This is a genomic window from Inquilinus limosus, from assembly GCF_002195995.1.
GTDB lineage: Bacteria > Pseudomonadota > Alphaproteobacteria > DSM-16000 > Inquilinaceae > Inquilinus > Inquilinus limosus_C.
Window position 1 is genome coordinate 1 of record NZ_NHON01000125.1, and the last position, 14,652, is coordinate 14,652.

Annotated in this window: 14 protein-coding genes; 9 read left to right on the forward strand and 5 right to left on the reverse strand. The window is 70.5% G+C overall.

The window, feature by feature from the left end:
- The first annotated feature begins 776 nt into the window (after window positions 1-776).
- Together BWR60_RS32840 and BWR60_RS32845 are read left to right on the forward strand one after the other, a co-directional pair.
- Window positions 777-1,529: an alpha/beta hydrolase gene (locus tag BWR60_RS32840; protein ID WP_218823789.1), complete on the forward strand. Its 753-nt coding sequence runs from the start codon at window positions 777-779 to the stop codon at window positions 1,527-1,529.
- Between the two features lie 56 nt (window positions 1,530-1,585).
- Window positions 1,586-2,023, forward strand: a complete 438-nt coding sequence (locus BWR60_RS32845) for a DUF6188 family protein (protein ID WP_088156999.1) — start codon at window positions 1,586-1,588, stop codon at window positions 2,021-2,023.
- Window positions 2,024-2,113: 90 nt separating this feature from the next.
- Here the strand turns inward: BWR60_RS32845 and BWR60_RS32850 are convergent, their stop codons facing one another.
- The 3 genes from BWR60_RS32850 to BWR60_RS32860 form a co-directional block, all read right to left on the reverse strand.
- Window positions 2,114-2,464 (reverse strand): response regulator, encoded by a 351-nt coding sequence (locus tag BWR60_RS32850; RefSeq protein ID WP_179222051.1) that lies wholly within the window; start codon window positions 2,462-2,464, stop codon window positions 2,114-2,116.
- A gap of 133 nt (window positions 2,465-2,597) precedes the next feature.
- Window positions 2,598-3,380 (reverse strand): glucose 1-dehydrogenase, encoded by a 783-nt coding sequence (locus tag BWR60_RS32855; RefSeq protein ID WP_088157003.1) that lies wholly within the window; start codon window positions 3,378-3,380, stop codon window positions 2,598-2,600.
- Between the two features lie 23 nt (window positions 3,381-3,403).
- Window positions 3,404-4,378 (reverse strand): sugar-binding transcriptional regulator, encoded by a 975-nt coding sequence (locus BWR60_RS32860; RefSeq protein ID WP_088157005.1) that lies wholly within the window; start codon window positions 4,376-4,378, stop codon window positions 3,404-3,406.
- A 395-nt stretch (window positions 4,379-4,773) separates the two neighbouring features.
- Between BWR60_RS32860 and BWR60_RS32865 the strand changes: the two genes are divergently transcribed.
- From BWR60_RS32865 to BWR60_RS32895, 7 genes are read left to right on the forward strand one after another with little or no spacing between them, the layout of a single operon-like run.
- Window positions 4,774-5,655, forward strand: coding sequence for a transketolase (locus BWR60_RS32865; protein WP_218823790.1), 882 nt, complete (start codon window positions 4,774-4,776; stop codon window positions 5,653-5,655).
- On the forward strand, window positions 5,652-6,602 hold the full coding sequence (locus BWR60_RS32870; protein ID WP_088157007.1) for a transketolase family protein: 951 nt from the start codon (window positions 5,652-5,654) through the stop codon (window positions 6,600-6,602). The genes BWR60_RS32865 and BWR60_RS32870 overlap by 4 nt, the downstream gene beginning before the upstream one ends.
- 2 nt (window positions 6,603-6,604) lie before the next feature.
- Window positions 6,605-8,080 carry an FGGY-family carbohydrate kinase gene (locus BWR60_RS32875; protein ID WP_088157009.1) on the forward strand — a complete coding sequence of 492 codons (1,476 nt, stop codon included), beginning with the start codon at window positions 6,605-6,607 and terminating at the stop codon, window positions 8,078-8,080.
- A 37-nt stretch (window positions 8,081-8,117) separates the two neighbouring features.
- Entirely contained in the window at window positions 8,118-9,101 is a 984-nt protein-coding gene (locus BWR60_RS32880) for an ABC transporter permease (RefSeq protein ID WP_088157011.1), read from the forward strand.
- A 46-nt stretch (window positions 9,102-9,147) separates the two neighbouring features.
- Window positions 9,148-10,077, forward strand: coding sequence for a sugar ABC transporter substrate-binding protein (locus tag BWR60_RS32885; RefSeq protein ID WP_088157013.1), 930 nt, complete (start codon window positions 9,148-9,150; stop codon window positions 10,075-10,077).
- Window positions 10,077-11,594 carry a sugar ABC transporter ATP-binding protein gene (locus BWR60_RS32890; RefSeq protein WP_088157015.1) on the forward strand — a complete coding sequence of 506 codons (1,518 nt, stop codon included), beginning with the start codon at window positions 10,077-10,079 and terminating at the stop codon, window positions 11,592-11,594. The genes BWR60_RS32885 and BWR60_RS32890 overlap by 1 nt, the downstream gene beginning before the upstream one ends.
- Before the next feature lie 19 nt (window positions 11,595-11,613).
- Window positions 11,614-12,381, forward strand: coding sequence for an SDR family oxidoreductase (locus tag BWR60_RS32895; protein ID WP_088157017.1), 768 nt, complete (start codon window positions 11,614-11,616; stop codon window positions 12,379-12,381).
- Window positions 12,382-12,560: 179 nt separating this feature from the next.
- Here BWR60_RS32895 and BWR60_RS32900 read toward each other — a convergent pair whose 3' ends face one another.
- Window positions 12,561-13,454: a carbohydrate ABC transporter permease gene (locus BWR60_RS32900; RefSeq protein WP_088157019.1), complete on the reverse strand. Its 894-nt coding sequence runs from the start codon at window positions 13,452-13,454 to the stop codon at window positions 12,561-12,563.
- The gene (locus BWR60_RS32905; protein ID WP_088157021.1) at window positions 13,451-14,581 is read right to left on the reverse strand and encodes a carbohydrate ABC transporter permease; all 1,131 of its coding nucleotides are present in this window, start codon (window positions 14,579-14,581) and stop codon (window positions 13,451-13,453) included. The genes BWR60_RS32900 and BWR60_RS32905 overlap by 4 nt, the downstream gene beginning before the upstream one ends.
- Window positions 14,582-14,652: the final 71 nt, after the last annotated feature.

The window sequence follows — 14,652 nt, forward strand, 5'->3', positions numbered from 1 at the left end:
CCACCCGCTTCAGCGGATTGATCGCGTCGACCATGCGCAGCAGCGACGCGCTCCAGGACGAGATGCCGATCACCTCGCCCGGGTCCAGCGTCGTCTCCAGGAAATGCGCCGCGGCGCTGGCCGTGCTGCATGGCGAGCGCTGCACCATCGCCCTCGGCCGGGCCGCGCCCGGTGCGGCGCCCATCGTGGTCGGCGGCCGCACGCCGGTGAACTGGACCCTGGCCGGCCGCCTCTTGGTGGCCGAGCTGCCGGAACGCCGGCTGCGCTGGCTCCTGGCCGCGCATGCCCGGCCGCGGCGCGATTCCGCCCGGCCGCTGACCCTGCCGGAGCTGGTGGCCGCGATCCGGGCCGAGGGCGGGCAGCGCGTCGCCGCCACGGCCGGCGAGACCTGCCCCGACATCGGCGAGGCGGCGCGGCCGGTCCGCGGCGCCGCCGGCCCGGTCCGCGGCGNTGCGCTCGCTGGCCCGGCGATAGGCGGCGACGTGGCTTTCGAAATCCGGCACATGGGCGCGGATCATGAAGGGATCGGTCATGGCAGGGCGGCCTCGGTGACGGAGAGGGAGTCAGTCGAACAGACAGCGGCGCTGGAAGCGCTGGACCTGCCGGGCGCCGCTGTCTGTTCGACTGACTCCCTCTCCGTCACCGAGGCCGCCCTGCCATGACCGATCCCTTCATGATCCGCGCCCATGTGCCGGATTTCGAAAGCCACGTCGCCGCCTATCGCCGGGCCAGCGAGCGCACAAGGCAGTCGCTGCGCGGCGTGCGCGACCTGGCCTATGGCGACCATCCGGACGAAGACGCTGGACCTGTACCTGCCGGCGGAGGGGCAGGGGCCGTTCCCGGTCCATGCCTTCATCCATGGCGGCTATTGGCGCGCCTTCTCCAAGCTCGACTTCGCCTTCGTCGCCGACGCGGTCACCGCCCATGGCGCGATCGCCGCCATCATCGACTATTCGCTGATGCCGAAGGCCCGGATGGCGACGCTGGTCGGCCAGGTCCGCCGGGCCGTGGCGTGGCTGGCGGCGAATGCCGGCCGGTGGGGCGGCGATCCGGCGGCGCTCAGCGCCAGCGGCGCCTCCGCCGGCGCCCATCTCGCCAGCCTCCTGGCCTGCCGTGGGGCGGGGGAGGCGGCGGCGCCGGCCGCGCCGGCCGCGCCGGCCGCGCCGGTCGCACCGGTGCGGTCGCTGCTGCTGGTCAGCGGCATCTACGACCTCGACCCGATCACGCGCAGCTTCCTGCAGCCGGAGATCAGGCTGACGGCGGAAGAGGTGGCGGCCTGGTCGCCGCTGGCGGCGACGCCGGTGCCGGGGCCGGTGGTGGATGTCGTGGCCGGGGCCGACGAGACGCCGCCCTTCCTGGCCCAGGGCCAAGCCTTCGCGGAGCGCCTGACCGCGGCGGGCGTCGAGGCCGGCTTCGACGCCCTGCCCGGAGAGAACCATATGAGCATTGCCACAGCGCTGGGCACGCCGGGTTCGGCCCTGGCGCAGCGCCTCGGGCGGACGATCGCGGCCTCGCGGCGCGCGATGTGATCCGCACGGTCGTCGCACCCGTTGCGACCGTCGCCGGCGGGTGAGACCATCGCCCGATGGACGACGATTGGCGTGTCACGCTCGAGCAGAATATGGTCGGCCGCCGTTGCTCGGTCGAGCGCCGCGAAGCGGATTGGGCGATCAATCTGGATGGCGGGGCGAATGTCTCCCTGCCGATCCCATGGCGGATCATCGCCGAGGGAAGGATCGCATTCGCCGACGAGGATGACGGCCAACGCTTCGGCCTGCCATCTCCGGTCGATGGGGAAGCCGAGGCGAACCGGCTGCTCGCCGGCAAGGCGATCACCAGGGTCACGGTCCATCAGGAGACGGCCGATCTCACGCTCGACTTCGAAGCAGGCGTTCGGCTGGAGGCGTTCAGCAACTCCTCGGGCTATGAAGGCTGGAAGATCATCCTGCCACGGGGGAGCGGCGGCCTGTGGATCATCGCCCTCGGCGGCGGGGGTGTGGCCGTCTTCGACAATCTCTTCTAGACGCTCTTCGCCGCCAGCACGTTCTACTTCGCCGGTCGTGCCGCCGCCTTGCTGAAGGCGCTTCGCGGTAAGCGGTCGCCCACGGGGCGCTCACCGCTGCCCGATCAGCTCCTTCAGTCCGTTGGCGATCTGCTGCTGCAGGAACGGCTTGCTCCAGACCGGGCGGCCGCGGTGCAGCAGCTCGATCTCCGCCTCCGTCCGGCCGGTGACGAAGGCGAAGGGGATGTCGCGCTCCTCCAGCACATCGGCGGCGGCATAGACCTCCGTCCGGCCCAGCCCGATGTCGAGCAGCGCGGCATCCAGCCGCTCCGAGCTGGCGATCCGGACCGCATCGTGCAGCGTGCTGACCGGGCCGACCACCTCGACCCCGGCAGAGGCGGCGATGTCCGCCAGCATCGCGGCGAGCCAGGCGTCATCCTCGACGATCAGGACGCGGGGCAAGGGCTCTCGGCTCTCCATCTCGCCAGCTCTCCCTTCGGTCGACGGTCTCCCTACCAACACCTGAAAGCGGGAATCTTATCCATGGGCGGTTTATCGGATGTGTGTGGCACCCGATCGAAACCGGCGGAAAGCCTCACGACATGATCAGGCCGCCATCGACATTGATGGTCTGGCCGGTGATGTAGGCGGCGTCGTCGCTGGCCAGGAAGGCCACCAGCCCGGCCACGTCCTCGCCGCTGCCGGCGCGGCCCATCGGGATGCCGCGCACCCATTCCGCCATCAGCTCGCCCGGCTTGTAGTCGCCCAAGAGCTTGCCCCAGGCGGCGTCGTTGTAGGCCCACATGTCGGTGTCGATGATGCCGGGGCAGAAGGCGTTCACGGTGATGCCCTCCTTTGCCACCTCCTTGGCCAGGCTCTGGGTCACCCCGACCACGCCGAACTTCGACGCGGCGTAATGCGGCGTGAAGACGAAGCCCTGCCGCGCCTGGCCCGACGCGGTGTTGATCAGCCTTCCGCCGCGCCCGTGCCTGCGGATCCGGCGGATCGCCTCCTGGCAGCACAGGAAGACGCCCTTGGTGTTGACCGCCAGCACCTTGTCCCACTCGGCCTCGGTCATGTCCTCGATCCGGGCGATGGTGATGACGCCGGCATTCTGGATCGAGATGTCGACCTTGCCGAACTGCCGCTCCGCCTCGTCATAGAGCGCCGCGACCTGGGCCGGGTCGGTGATGTCGGCGACGAAGGACGCGGTGCGGCCGCCCTCGGCCGCGATCCGGGCCGCGGCGTCGGCGACGCTCGGCTCGTTCGCGGCCAGCAGCACGGACGCACCCTCGGCGGCGAAGCGGCGGGCGATGGCGGCGCCGATGCCGCGGCTGGCGCCGGTGATGACGACGGTCTTGTCGGTGAAGCGGGGCATGGGGTCTCTCCCGGATGTGTGTTCTAGCGGGCGAAGTCGCCGTCGGACTGGGCCAGCAGCTTCTCCGCCGTGAAGCGGTCGGTGATCAGGATGTTGATGTGGCGGCCCAGAAGCGCGCCGCGGATCGCCGCCACCTTGCGGGCGCCGCCGGCGACGCCGACGATGCGCGGGATGGTGCCGATCTCGTCCAGCGCCATCGAGATCACGCGCTCGTCCAGCGGCGTCTGCACCGGGGCGCCATAGGCGCCGAAGAAGCGCAGGCAGATGTCGCCGACGCCGCCGCTTTCGGCCACGGCCTCCAGCTCCGCGCCAGTGAAGACGTTGCCGCTGTTGGCCAGCATCTTCGACGGCTCGACCGCGCCGATGCCGACCAGCGCCAGGGTGATGCGCCGCCACTGCTCCATCGTCGCCCGGACATAGGGGTCGGCCAGGAGGGCGCGCTTGGCCGAGGCCGAGCCGGCGACGCCGGGGGCGGGGAGGAGCTGGGGCTGCGACCCGGTCAGCTGGGCCAGGCGGGTGGTCAGGTGGGTGGCGTGGCCCTGCACCGCGGGGTTGCCCATGCCGCCCAGCATCTGTACCACCCGCTCGGCCGCCACCCGCTTCAGCGGATTGATCGCGTCGACCATGCGCAGCAGCGACGCGCTCCAGGACGAGATGCCGATCACCTCGCCCGGGTCCAGCGTCGTCTCCAGGAAATGCGCCGCGGCGTCGCCGATGCCGGCCAGGATCGAATCCTCGCGGTCCTCGCCGCATTCGGCGACGATCGCCTCGGCCAGGCCGAAGCGGTCGCGCAGCCCCGTCTCCAGATCGACATAGGTGCCGCGCGGCGCGTTGATGGTGATGCGGACGATCGACTCGTCCTCGGCCCGCTTCAGCAGGCGCGAGATCGTGGCCTGCGAGATGTGCAGACGCTGCGAGATATCGGACTGCTTCAGCCGGTCGACATAGTACATCTGCGCCACCCGGGTGATCAGGCGAAGCTCGTTGATGCGGCTCATCGGAAGGCTGCCTCGATCGTCTGGCGCCGGCTTGGCCGACTCGAAAATTTATGCATCACAGTTTGATTATTCAGACGCTAGCTGTTGTCCGGTCAAGGGGGCTGTGCGGTAAGCGAAACCTTTTCACCATCCACTCTCGCCGTCATTGCGAGGAGGCGAAGCCGACGAAGCAATCCAGGGGCCGGTTCGCACTGGCCCCTGGATTGCTTCGCTGCGCTCGCAATGACGGTGTCGGGAACTCTGAAAGGGCTTCACGGCAAGAGGCAAGCGTCGGGACGGCATCACCCTTTCAGCCATTGCCCGGATGGTCCGGCCGAGCGGCTTGACGCGCTTCCGACTCATGGATAGCATGAATTTAAATCTGAGTATGAATAATTATTCAAACCGGAGGAGCGGTGCTCGACCCCAAGCCCTCATTCGTTCCCGACACGGTCCTCGACCCGGCGCGCATCGCCGCGGCGGACGGGGCCGAGCGGACGCGCCTCCTGGCCGGGGCGGCGGCGGAGATCCGCGCCTCCGTGCTGCGCATGATCGGGCAGGCCGGCCTCGGCCATGTCGGCGGCGACCTGTCGGTGACCGACATCCTGGCGACGCTGTTCTTCGGCGTGCTCGACCTCGACCCTGCGAATCCGACGCGGCCCGACCGCGACCGCTTCATCCTCAGCAAGGGCCATTGCGCCGCGGCGCTGTACAGCACGCTGGCGCTGCGCGGCCTTATCCCGGCCGATCTGCTGGGCAGCTTCATGAAGCCGCTGTCGGTGCTGAACGGCCACCCGAACCGGCGCAAGGTGCCGGGGGTGGAGGCGAACACCGGCCCGCTGGGCCACGGCCTGCCGATCGGCCTCGGCTCCGCCATCGCGGCGCGGCTGAGCAGCACCCCCTGGCGCACCTTCGTCGTCCTCGGCGACGGCGAGCTGCAGGAGGGCAGCAACTGGGAGGCGGCGATGTCCGCCGGCCATCGCCGCCTGGACAATCTCACGGCCATCGTCGACCGCAACCGGCTGCAGCAGGGCGCCCGCACCGAGGACACCAACCGGCTGGAGCCGCTGGCCGACAAGTGGCGGGCCTTCGGCTGGGAGACGGTCGAGCTGGACGGCCACGACCACGCCGCGCTGTGGGACGCCTTCACCGTCGCGCCGGCCGGCAGGCCGCGCTGCGTCATCGCCCGCACGATCAAGGGGAAGGGCGTGTCCTTCATGGAAGACCGCGTCGAGTGGCACCACAAGGTGCCGTCGCCGGCGCAGATCGAGCAGGCCCTGGCGGAGATCGCCCGATGAGTGCGGATGTCGTCGCCAAGCCCGGCACCTTCGACTGCCGCAAGGCCTTCGCCGAGACCCTGGCCGAGCTGGCGCGGACCGACCGGCGCATCGTCGCCGTGTGCAACGACTCCGTCGGCTCCAGCAACCTGACCGGCTTCGCCGCCGAGTTTCCGGACCGGCTGGTCAATGTCGGCATCGCCGAGCAGGCCATGGTCGGGGTCGCCGCCGGCCTGGCCAATGGCGGCTTCGTGCCCTTCGTCTGCGCCGCCTCGCCCTTCCTGACCGGCCGGGCGCTGGAGCAGATCAAGGCCGACGCGGCCTACAGCCAGTATCCGATGGTGCTGTGCGGCATGAGCCCGGGCATGGCCTATGGCGAGCTGGGGCCGACCCATCATTCGATCGAGGACCTGGCCTGGACCCGGGCGATCGCCGAGCTGACGGTGATGGTGCCGGCCGACCCGGCCCAGACCCGCGCGGCGGTGCGCTGGGCCGTCGATGCGGGCCGCCCGGTGTTCCTGCGCATCGGCCGCTTTCCGGTGCCGGAGGTGACGCCGGCCGGTTCCAGTTTTAACGGCGGCGCGACGCAGCAATTGCGCGACGGCGGCGACGTCACGCTGGTGGCGACCGGGACCATGGTGTCGCGGGCGCTCGAGGCGGCGGAGCTTCTGGCCGGGCAGGGGGTTGAGGCCCGTGTGCTGAACGTATCCACCCTCAAGCCGCTCGACCCCGAGCCGCTGCTGCGCGCCGCGGCCGAGACCGGCCGCATCGTCACCGTCGAGGAGGCGGTGGTGCAGGGCGGCCTCGGCGGTGCGGTGGCGGAGGTCGTGGTGCAGGGCCGGCCGGTGCCGATGCGCATCCTCGGCGTCACCGGCTTCGCCCCGACCGGCAGCGCCGCCTTCCTGCTGGACCATTTCGGGCTGAACGCGGCCGGCATCGCCGCCGCCGCCCGCGAGCTGGTGGCCTGACCATGGGCTTCGTCCTCGCCATCGACCAGGGCACCAGCTCCACCAAGGCGCTGCTGGTCGATGCCGCGGGCGCGGTGGTGGCGCGGGGTTCCGCGCCGCTGGGCGAGACGCATCCGAAGCCGGGCTGGGTCGAGCAGGACCCGGCGGCGATCTGGGACAGCGTGCGCGCCGCGGTGGCCGCCTGCCTGCAGGGCCGGGATCCGAAGTCGGTCGCCGCGGTCGGCTTCAGCACCCAGCGCGAATCCCTGCTGATGTGGGATCGCCGCACCGGCCGGGCGCTGTCGCCGCTGATCAGCTGGCAGGACCAGCGTACCGGCGCGCTGTGCGAGGCGCTGCGGTCGCCCGATGCCGAGCGGCTGGTGCGCGAGCGCAGCGGCCTGCCGATGGACCCGATGTTCTCGGCGGCCAAGGCCAAATGGCTGCTCGACACGCTCGACCCGGACCGGGTCCGGGCGAAATCCGGCGAGATCTGTCTGGGTACGGTCGATGCCTGGCTGCTCAGCCGCTTCGGCGGCGAGGCGGTGACCGAGGCCGGCAACGCCTCGCGCACCCAGCTGCTGGATGTCCGCCGCGCCGCCTGGGACCCCGACCTGATGGACCTGTTCGGCGTGCCGGAGGCGGCGCTGCCACGCGTGGTGTCCTCGACCGGCCCGTTCCCGTCGGTCCGCGGCCTCGACCCGCTGCCGGACGGCGTGCCGGTGGCGGCGGTGCTGGGCGATTCCCATGCGGCGCTGTTCGCCCATGGCGCCTTCGCCCCCGGCCAGATCAAGGCCACCATGGGCACCGGCTCCTCCGTCATGGGGCTGATCGACCGGGCCGAGGCGCTGGATCCCGGCCTGTGCCTCACCATCGCCTGGTCGGTCGATGGCCGTCCGGCGCTGGCGGCGGAAGGCAATATCCGCTCGGCCGGGTCGACCCTGCGCTGGGCGGCGGAGCTGCTGGGCCTGTCGACCCAGGATCTGGCGGACCTCGCGGCGGACGCTTCCAGCGACGGCGTGTTCCTGGTGCCCGGCTTCAACGGCCTCGGCGCGCCATGGTGGGATTTGAACGCGGTCGGCCTCCTGGCCGGCTTCACCCTCGGCAGCGGCCGGGCGGCGGTCGCCCGCGCGGCGCTGGAATCGATCCCGCACCAGATCGCCGACGTGGTCGAGGCGATCGACCGTAGCGTCGGGCAGGTGCGGGCGCTGCATGTCGATGGCGGGCCGACCCGCAACCCGGTGCTGCTGCAGGCGCTGGCCGACCTGGCGGGCTGCGAGGTGCTGCGGTCGGACACGGCCGAGCTGTCGGCGCTGGGCGCGGCGCATCTCGCAGGGCTCGGCGCCGGGGTCTGGAGCTGGGACGGCCTCGCGGCGCTGCCGCGCGACCGCCACGGCTTCGCCCCGGCGATGCCGGCGGATCGGCGCCGGGCCGAGCGGGACGGCTGGCGGCGGGCGGTGCGGCGCGCCTCCGGCATGCCGCCGGAGGCGGCGGGGCGCTGATCTGCCCCGCCGGGTGACACGAAAAGGGATGTAGGGAATGGAAGCGCGCATCGACCGACCGGCCAACAGGACGTTCCTGCCGCGGTTCAGCCTGACCAGCGGCGCCCAGGGCCCGCTGATCGGCCTGATCCTGCTGTGCGTGATCTTCTCTTTCACCTCCGACCATTTCCTGTCGATCCGCAACGGCCTGAACGTGCTGGACCAGGTCACCGTGCTGGGCATCCTCGCCATCGGCATGACGGCGGTGATCGTGATCGGCGGCATCGACCTGTCGGTCGGGTCGGTCCTGGCGCTGTCGATGATGGTGATGGGCTGGCTGGCGCGCGACATGGAGCTGCCGATGGCCCTGGCCATCCTGCTCGGCATCGGCGCCGGCGCGGTTTGCGGCCTGGCCTCCGGCCTGCTGATCACCATGGCGCGGCTGCCCGCCTTCATCGCCACGCTGACCATGATGTCGGTGGCCCGCGGCCTGGCCAACATCCTGACCGACGGCACCCAGATCGTCGGCTATCCCGACTGGTTCACGGCGCTCGCCACCGTGCGCAATTTCGGCTTCCTGTCGCTGACCGTGGCGCTGTTCCTGGTGCTGGTCGTGGTCAGCTGGCTCTACCTGACCTTCCGGCCCAGCGGCCGCAACCTCTACGCCATCGGCGGCAGCCGCGAGGTGGCCCGCCTGGCCGGCATCCATGTCGGCCGGGTGACGATCGCGGTCTACGCCGCGGCCGGGGCGCTGGCCGGCGTCGCCGGCATGGCGCTGGCCTCGCGCCTCGACTCCTCGCAGCCCAGCGCCGGCCTGGGCTACGAGCTCGACACCATCGCCGCGGTCGTGATCGGCGGCGCCAGCCTGTCGGGCGGCGTCGGCAGCATCGGCGGCACGGTGGTCGGCGTCCTGATCATCGGCGTGCTGCGCAACGGGCTGAACCTGCTCGGCGTCTCGCCCTTCGTGCAGCAGGTGGTGATCGGCCTGGTGATCGCCGCCGCCGTCACCTTCGACACCCTCGGCCGGCGCAACAACCGCTGACCGGGACAAAGACGGAAAGACCGTCGCAACAGGAGAGGATGACCCCATGAAGACCCGTATCGCCGTCGCCGCGCTGGCCTTGCTGGCCGGCACCGCCCTCGGCAGCCCCGCCTGGGCCAAGGACAAGGTGATCGGCCTGGCCGTCGCCAACCTGCAGGCCGACTTCTTCAACCAGATCAAGCAGTCGGTCGAGGCCTCGGCCAAGGAACAGGGGATCAAGGTCGTCACCGTCGACGCCAAGGGCGATTCCGCCACCCAGGTCAGCCAGATCCAGGACCTGATCACCCAGCAGATCGACGCGCTGATCTACATCCCGGCCGGCGCCACCGCCGCCAGCGTGCCGGTCAAGGCCGCCAAGGCGGCCGGCATCCCGGTGGTCGCGGTCGACCGCAACCCGGCCGACGCGCCGGGCGACACCTTCATCGCCACCGACAGCGTCGCCGCCGCCCGCACGCTGGGCGAGTACGTCTGCAAAGTCACCGGCGGCAAGGGCAATGTCGCCATCGTCCAGGGCCAGCTCGGCACCACGCCGGAGCAGGACCGCGACAAGGGCTTCACCGAGGCGCTGGCCAAGTGCCCGGACCTCAAGGTGGTGGCCAAGCAGGCCAGCACCATGTGGATGCAGGATGAGGGCTTCAACATCGCCCAGGACATGCTGCAGCGCGACCCGGACATCTCGGTGTTCTTCGGCCGGGCCGACGCGCTGGCGCTGGGCGCGGCCCAGGCGGTGAAGGTGGCCAATCTCGACCACAAGACCTGGATCTTCGGCTTCGACGGCGATGTCGCCGGGCTGAAGGCCGTGCAGGCCGGCACGCTGGACGCGACCATGACCCAGACCACCCAGCAGATGGGCCGTCTGGCGCTGCAATCGGCGCTGGAGCTGGCGGACGGCAAGACCGTGCCGGCGGAGCAGCTGCAGGCGGCGACGCTGACGACCAAGGACAACGTCGCCGGCTTCATCGAGAAGCACCCGTAATGGCTAGTGCGGCGACCGTTCGCGCCGCCGTGGCGGAGGGCCCCGAGGGGCTCTCCATCCGCGGCATCGGCAAGGCCTATGGCGCCGTCACCGTGCTGGAGGGCGTCGACCTCGACATCCGTCCGGGCGAGGTGCTGGCGCTCCTGGGCGAGAACGGCGCCGGCAAGTCCACCCTGTCCTCGATCATCTCCGGCCTGGTGCCGCCCAGCGCCGGCACGATGGCCTGGCAGGGGCGGCCCTATGCCCCGGCCGCGCCGGGGGAGGCGATCGCCGCCGGCATCGGCCTGATCCATCAGGAGATGAAGCTGCTGCCGGACCTGACGATCGCGGAGAACGTGTTCGTCGGCCGGCTGCCGAGCAAGGGCGGCCGGATCGACCGGGCGGAGATGAACCGCCGTGCCGGCGAGCAACTGCGGCGCCTGGGCCTCGACATCGCGCCGACCAGGCTGGTGCGCGAGCTGCGGGTGGCCGCCCAGCAGCAGGTCGAGATCGCCAAGGCCCTGACCCTGAACTCGCGCCTGCTGATCCTGGACGAGCCGACCGCCGCGCTGGGCGGGGAGGAGACCGAGCGGCTGTTCCAGCAGATCGAGCGGCTGAAGCGCGACGGCGTCTCCTTCATCTATATCAGCCACCGGCTGGACGAGATCGCCCGCATCGCCGACCGCGTCGCGGTGCTGCGCGACGGGCGGCTGGTCGCCACCCATGACACGGCGCAGGTGCCGGTGAAGGTGCTGGTCGAGCAGATGGTCGGCCGCAGCGTCGACCGGATGTTCCCGTCCGTCTCGGTGCCGGGGCAGCAGGCGCGGCTGGAGGTCTCCGGCCTCACCTCGGCCGACGGCGCCTTCCGCGACATCAGCTTCGCCGTGCGGGCGGGCGAGGTGTTCGGCATCGCCGGCATCGTCGGCGCCGGCCGGACCGAGCTGGTGCGCGGCGTCGTCGGCGCCGACCCGGTGGCGTCGGGCACGGTGGCGGTGGACGGCAGGCCGGTCGACCTGCGCGGCCCGTCCGACGCGATCCGCGCCGGCGTGATGCTGGTGCCGGAGGACCGCAAGCTGCAGGGCGTGGTGCTGGACCACACCATCGCCGACAACATCGCCTATGCCAATTTCGACCGCATCGCCCCGGGCGGCTGGATCAGCCCCAGCCGGGTGCGCGGCTTCGCCGCCGACCTGATCGCGCGGATGGGGGTGAAGGGCACCCCCGGCCAGCGCGCCGGCAACCTGTCGGGCGGCAACCAGCAGAAGGTCGTGATCGCGAAATGGATCGCGCGCGACCCCAAGGTGTTCATCCTGGACGAGCCGACCCGCGGCATCGATGTCGGCGCCCGGGCCGCGATCTATGACGTGATCGCCGGCCTCGCCGCCTCCGGCATGGCGGTGGTGGTGGTCAGCTCCGACCTCGACGAGGTGCTGGGCCTGTCGCACCGGATCATGGTGCTGGCCCGCGGCCGCAACCAGGGCATCCTCGACCGCGATCAGGCCAGCCGCGTCGCGGTGATGGAACTCGCAACCCGCTGAAGCAAGGGAACATCCGACCGTGCAGCTCTTCCGGCTCGATGATCAGATCGCCTTCGTCACCGGCGCCGGCAGCGGTATCGGCCAGCGCATCGCCATCGGCCTGGCCGAGGCCGGCGCGGACGTCGCCCTGTTCGACCTGGCGGCGTCGGAAGCGGGCCTCGCCGACACCGCCGGCCGCATCCGGGCGCTGGGCCGCCGGGCGCTGACCCTGACCGGCGACGTGACCCAGGCCGCCGACCTCGCCAAGGCGGTCGACGCGGTCGAGGCCCAGCTCGGCGAACTGACAGTCGCGGTGAACTGCGCCGGCATCGCCAACGCCACGGCGGCGGAGGACCTGCCGGAGGCGCAATGGCAGCGCACCATCGACGTCAACCTGACCGGGGTCTTCCTGTCGGCGCAGGCCGAGGCGCGGGTGATGCTGCCGCGCCAGCGCGGCTCGATCGTCAACATCGCCTCGATGTCCGGCTCGATCGTCAATCGCGGCCTGCTGCAGGCGCATTACAACACCTCCAAGGCCGGGGTGATTCACCTGACCAAGAGCCTGGCGATGGAATGGGCCGATCGCGGCCTTCGCGTGAACGCGATCAGCCCCGGCTACACGCTGACCCCGATGAACCTGCGGCCCGAGGTGGCCGAGCAGCGCAAGATCTTCGAGCGCGACACGCCGCTGGGCCGGATGGCGACGGTGGACGAGCTGGTCGGCCCGGCCGTGTTCCTGGCCAGCGCCGCCTCGTCCTTCTGCACCGGCGTCGACCTGATCGTCGACGGCGGCTTCGTCTGCTGGTGAGGGGAGGCCGCTCCCAGGCATTCGATCACGCCTTCATAACGCTCACCCTTCGCCGTCATTGCGAGGAGGCGAAGCCGACGAAGCAATCCATCGGCCCGCACGAGCTGCTCCATGGATTGCTTCGCTGCGCTCGCAATGACAGTGTTTAGAATCGCAAGCGGGAGCGCCAAAACCCCGCTCTATTTCACCGCGCCCGCGGTCAGGCCGCGGATGATGTAGCGCTCGAGGAAGATGCCGATGACGGCCAGCGGCGCGATCGCCGCGGTCGACAGCGCCGCCATCGACCACCAGTTGATGCCCTGGGACCCGGTCTGGCTGGCCACCATCACCGGCAGGGTCTTGGCGTCGCTGCTGGTCAGGAGGGCGGCGAAGAAATACTCGTTCCAGCACAGCACCACCGACAGGATGAAGGCCGCCACCATGCCCGGCAGGGCCAGCGGCAGCACGATGCGCAGGAAGGCCTGCCACACCGTCGCACCGTCGACCCGCGCCGCCTCCTCCAGCTCGATCGGAATGGTGGCGAACTGGTCGCGCATGATCCAGATCACGATCGGCAGCACCATCAGCGCATAGACCAGGATCAGCCCGATCCGTGTGTCCAGCAGCGCCAGTTCCTTGTAGAGCACCAGGAACGGCATCGCCAAAACCACCGGCGGCAGGATCAGCTGCGACAGGAACCAGAACGAGATGTCCTTGTTGCGCCACGGCCCGAATTTGTAGCGGAAGCGGCTGAGGCCGTAGGCGGCCAGCGAGCCGATGGCGACCGCCAGCAGCGATGCGCCGACCGAGGCGATGACGCTGTTCTCGAAGCGCAGCAGGAATTCCTCCCGCACCGTCGAGGTGGCGCCGATCGTGTCCGGCGACAGGCCCAGCGACCGCCAGCCGCGCCAGTCCGGCTGGTAGTCGATGAAGGGGATCAGGTGCCCCTGGGTGACGTCGACCGCGGTCTTGAACGAGGTCGTCACCGTCCAGTAGATCGGGAACAGCGAGATGAAGGCCCACAGCAGCGCCGCGCCATACAGCAGCGTGCGGCCGGAGACGCGCTTGACGCGCCAGGTCGCGGCGCCGCTCATGTCAGCCGCCGCATCCAGCGGCTGACCAGGCTCAAGAGGCCGGTCACGAAGATGATGATCATGATGAAATAGACCTGCGCCAGCATGGTGCCGTAGCCGACATTCGACCGGTCCCGGTACTCGCGGTAGATGAAGCTCGACACCGTGTCGGTGGCGCCGCCAGGCCCGCCCGAGGTGACGTTGATGACGATGTCGGCCAGCTTCAGCTCGAAGATGATCCGCAGGATCACCGCGGTGACGCTGACCGGCAGCATCAGCGGGAAGGTGATCTTCCAGAGCGACTGCCAGGCCTTGGCGCCGTCGATCCGCGCCGCCTCCAGGATGTCGTTCGGGATGGCCTGCAGCCCGGCCAGCAGCAGGATCATGATGAACGGGATCGAGACCCAGCCATCCATCGCCATGATGCTGATCCGCGCCATCCAGGGCGAGGCGAAGAAGGCCGGGTTCTCCCAGCCCAGGAACCGGGCCAGCGACGCCGCCGGGCCGAAGCGGTACTCCATGATCGACTTGCCGATCATCCAGCTGACCGCCACCGGGCTCAGCATGAACGGCATCAGGAAGGCGACGCGGAAGAACTTGCGGGCGCGGATCTCGGCGTTCAGCAGCAGGGCCAGGCCGAAGGCGATGGCGTATTGCACCAGCACCGCCAGCACGTACCAGACCATGTTGCCGAGCGCGTTCCAGTAATACGGGTCGGCCCACAGCGCGCGCAGGTTGTCGAGGCCGTTGAGCTGCCGTCCGGCGAAGGAGCTGAGGTTCCAGTCGGTGAAGGCGATGTAGAGGCCGAAGATGGTGGGGAAGATCACCATCGACACGGTAAACAGCACGGCGGGCAGCAGGAACAGCGCCCGGTGCCCGGCCTCGCCCCGGATCATCACCTGCCCGGCGCCGAGCGCCACGGCCCAGGCGAGGTAGGTGTAGAGCAGGGGCCGCCAGCTCTCGAAGCCGAGGACGATGGTGCCGGCCGAATCCAGCCCCTGCAGCAGCGCCATCGCTGCCAGGCCGAGGGTGGCCAGCCCGATCAGCCATCGCCCCGCGGTCTTGCGGCCGGAGGGGATGTGCGACGAGACGGGCTTGATGCTGTGGTCGCCGGCGAGCGCGCCGGCGCCGATCTCCGCTTCGCTCATGCTGGTCCGGGAATGGCTGTGCGGGAACAGACAAAGAATGTCCCCCCTCCCCCTGCGGGAGGGGGGTAGGG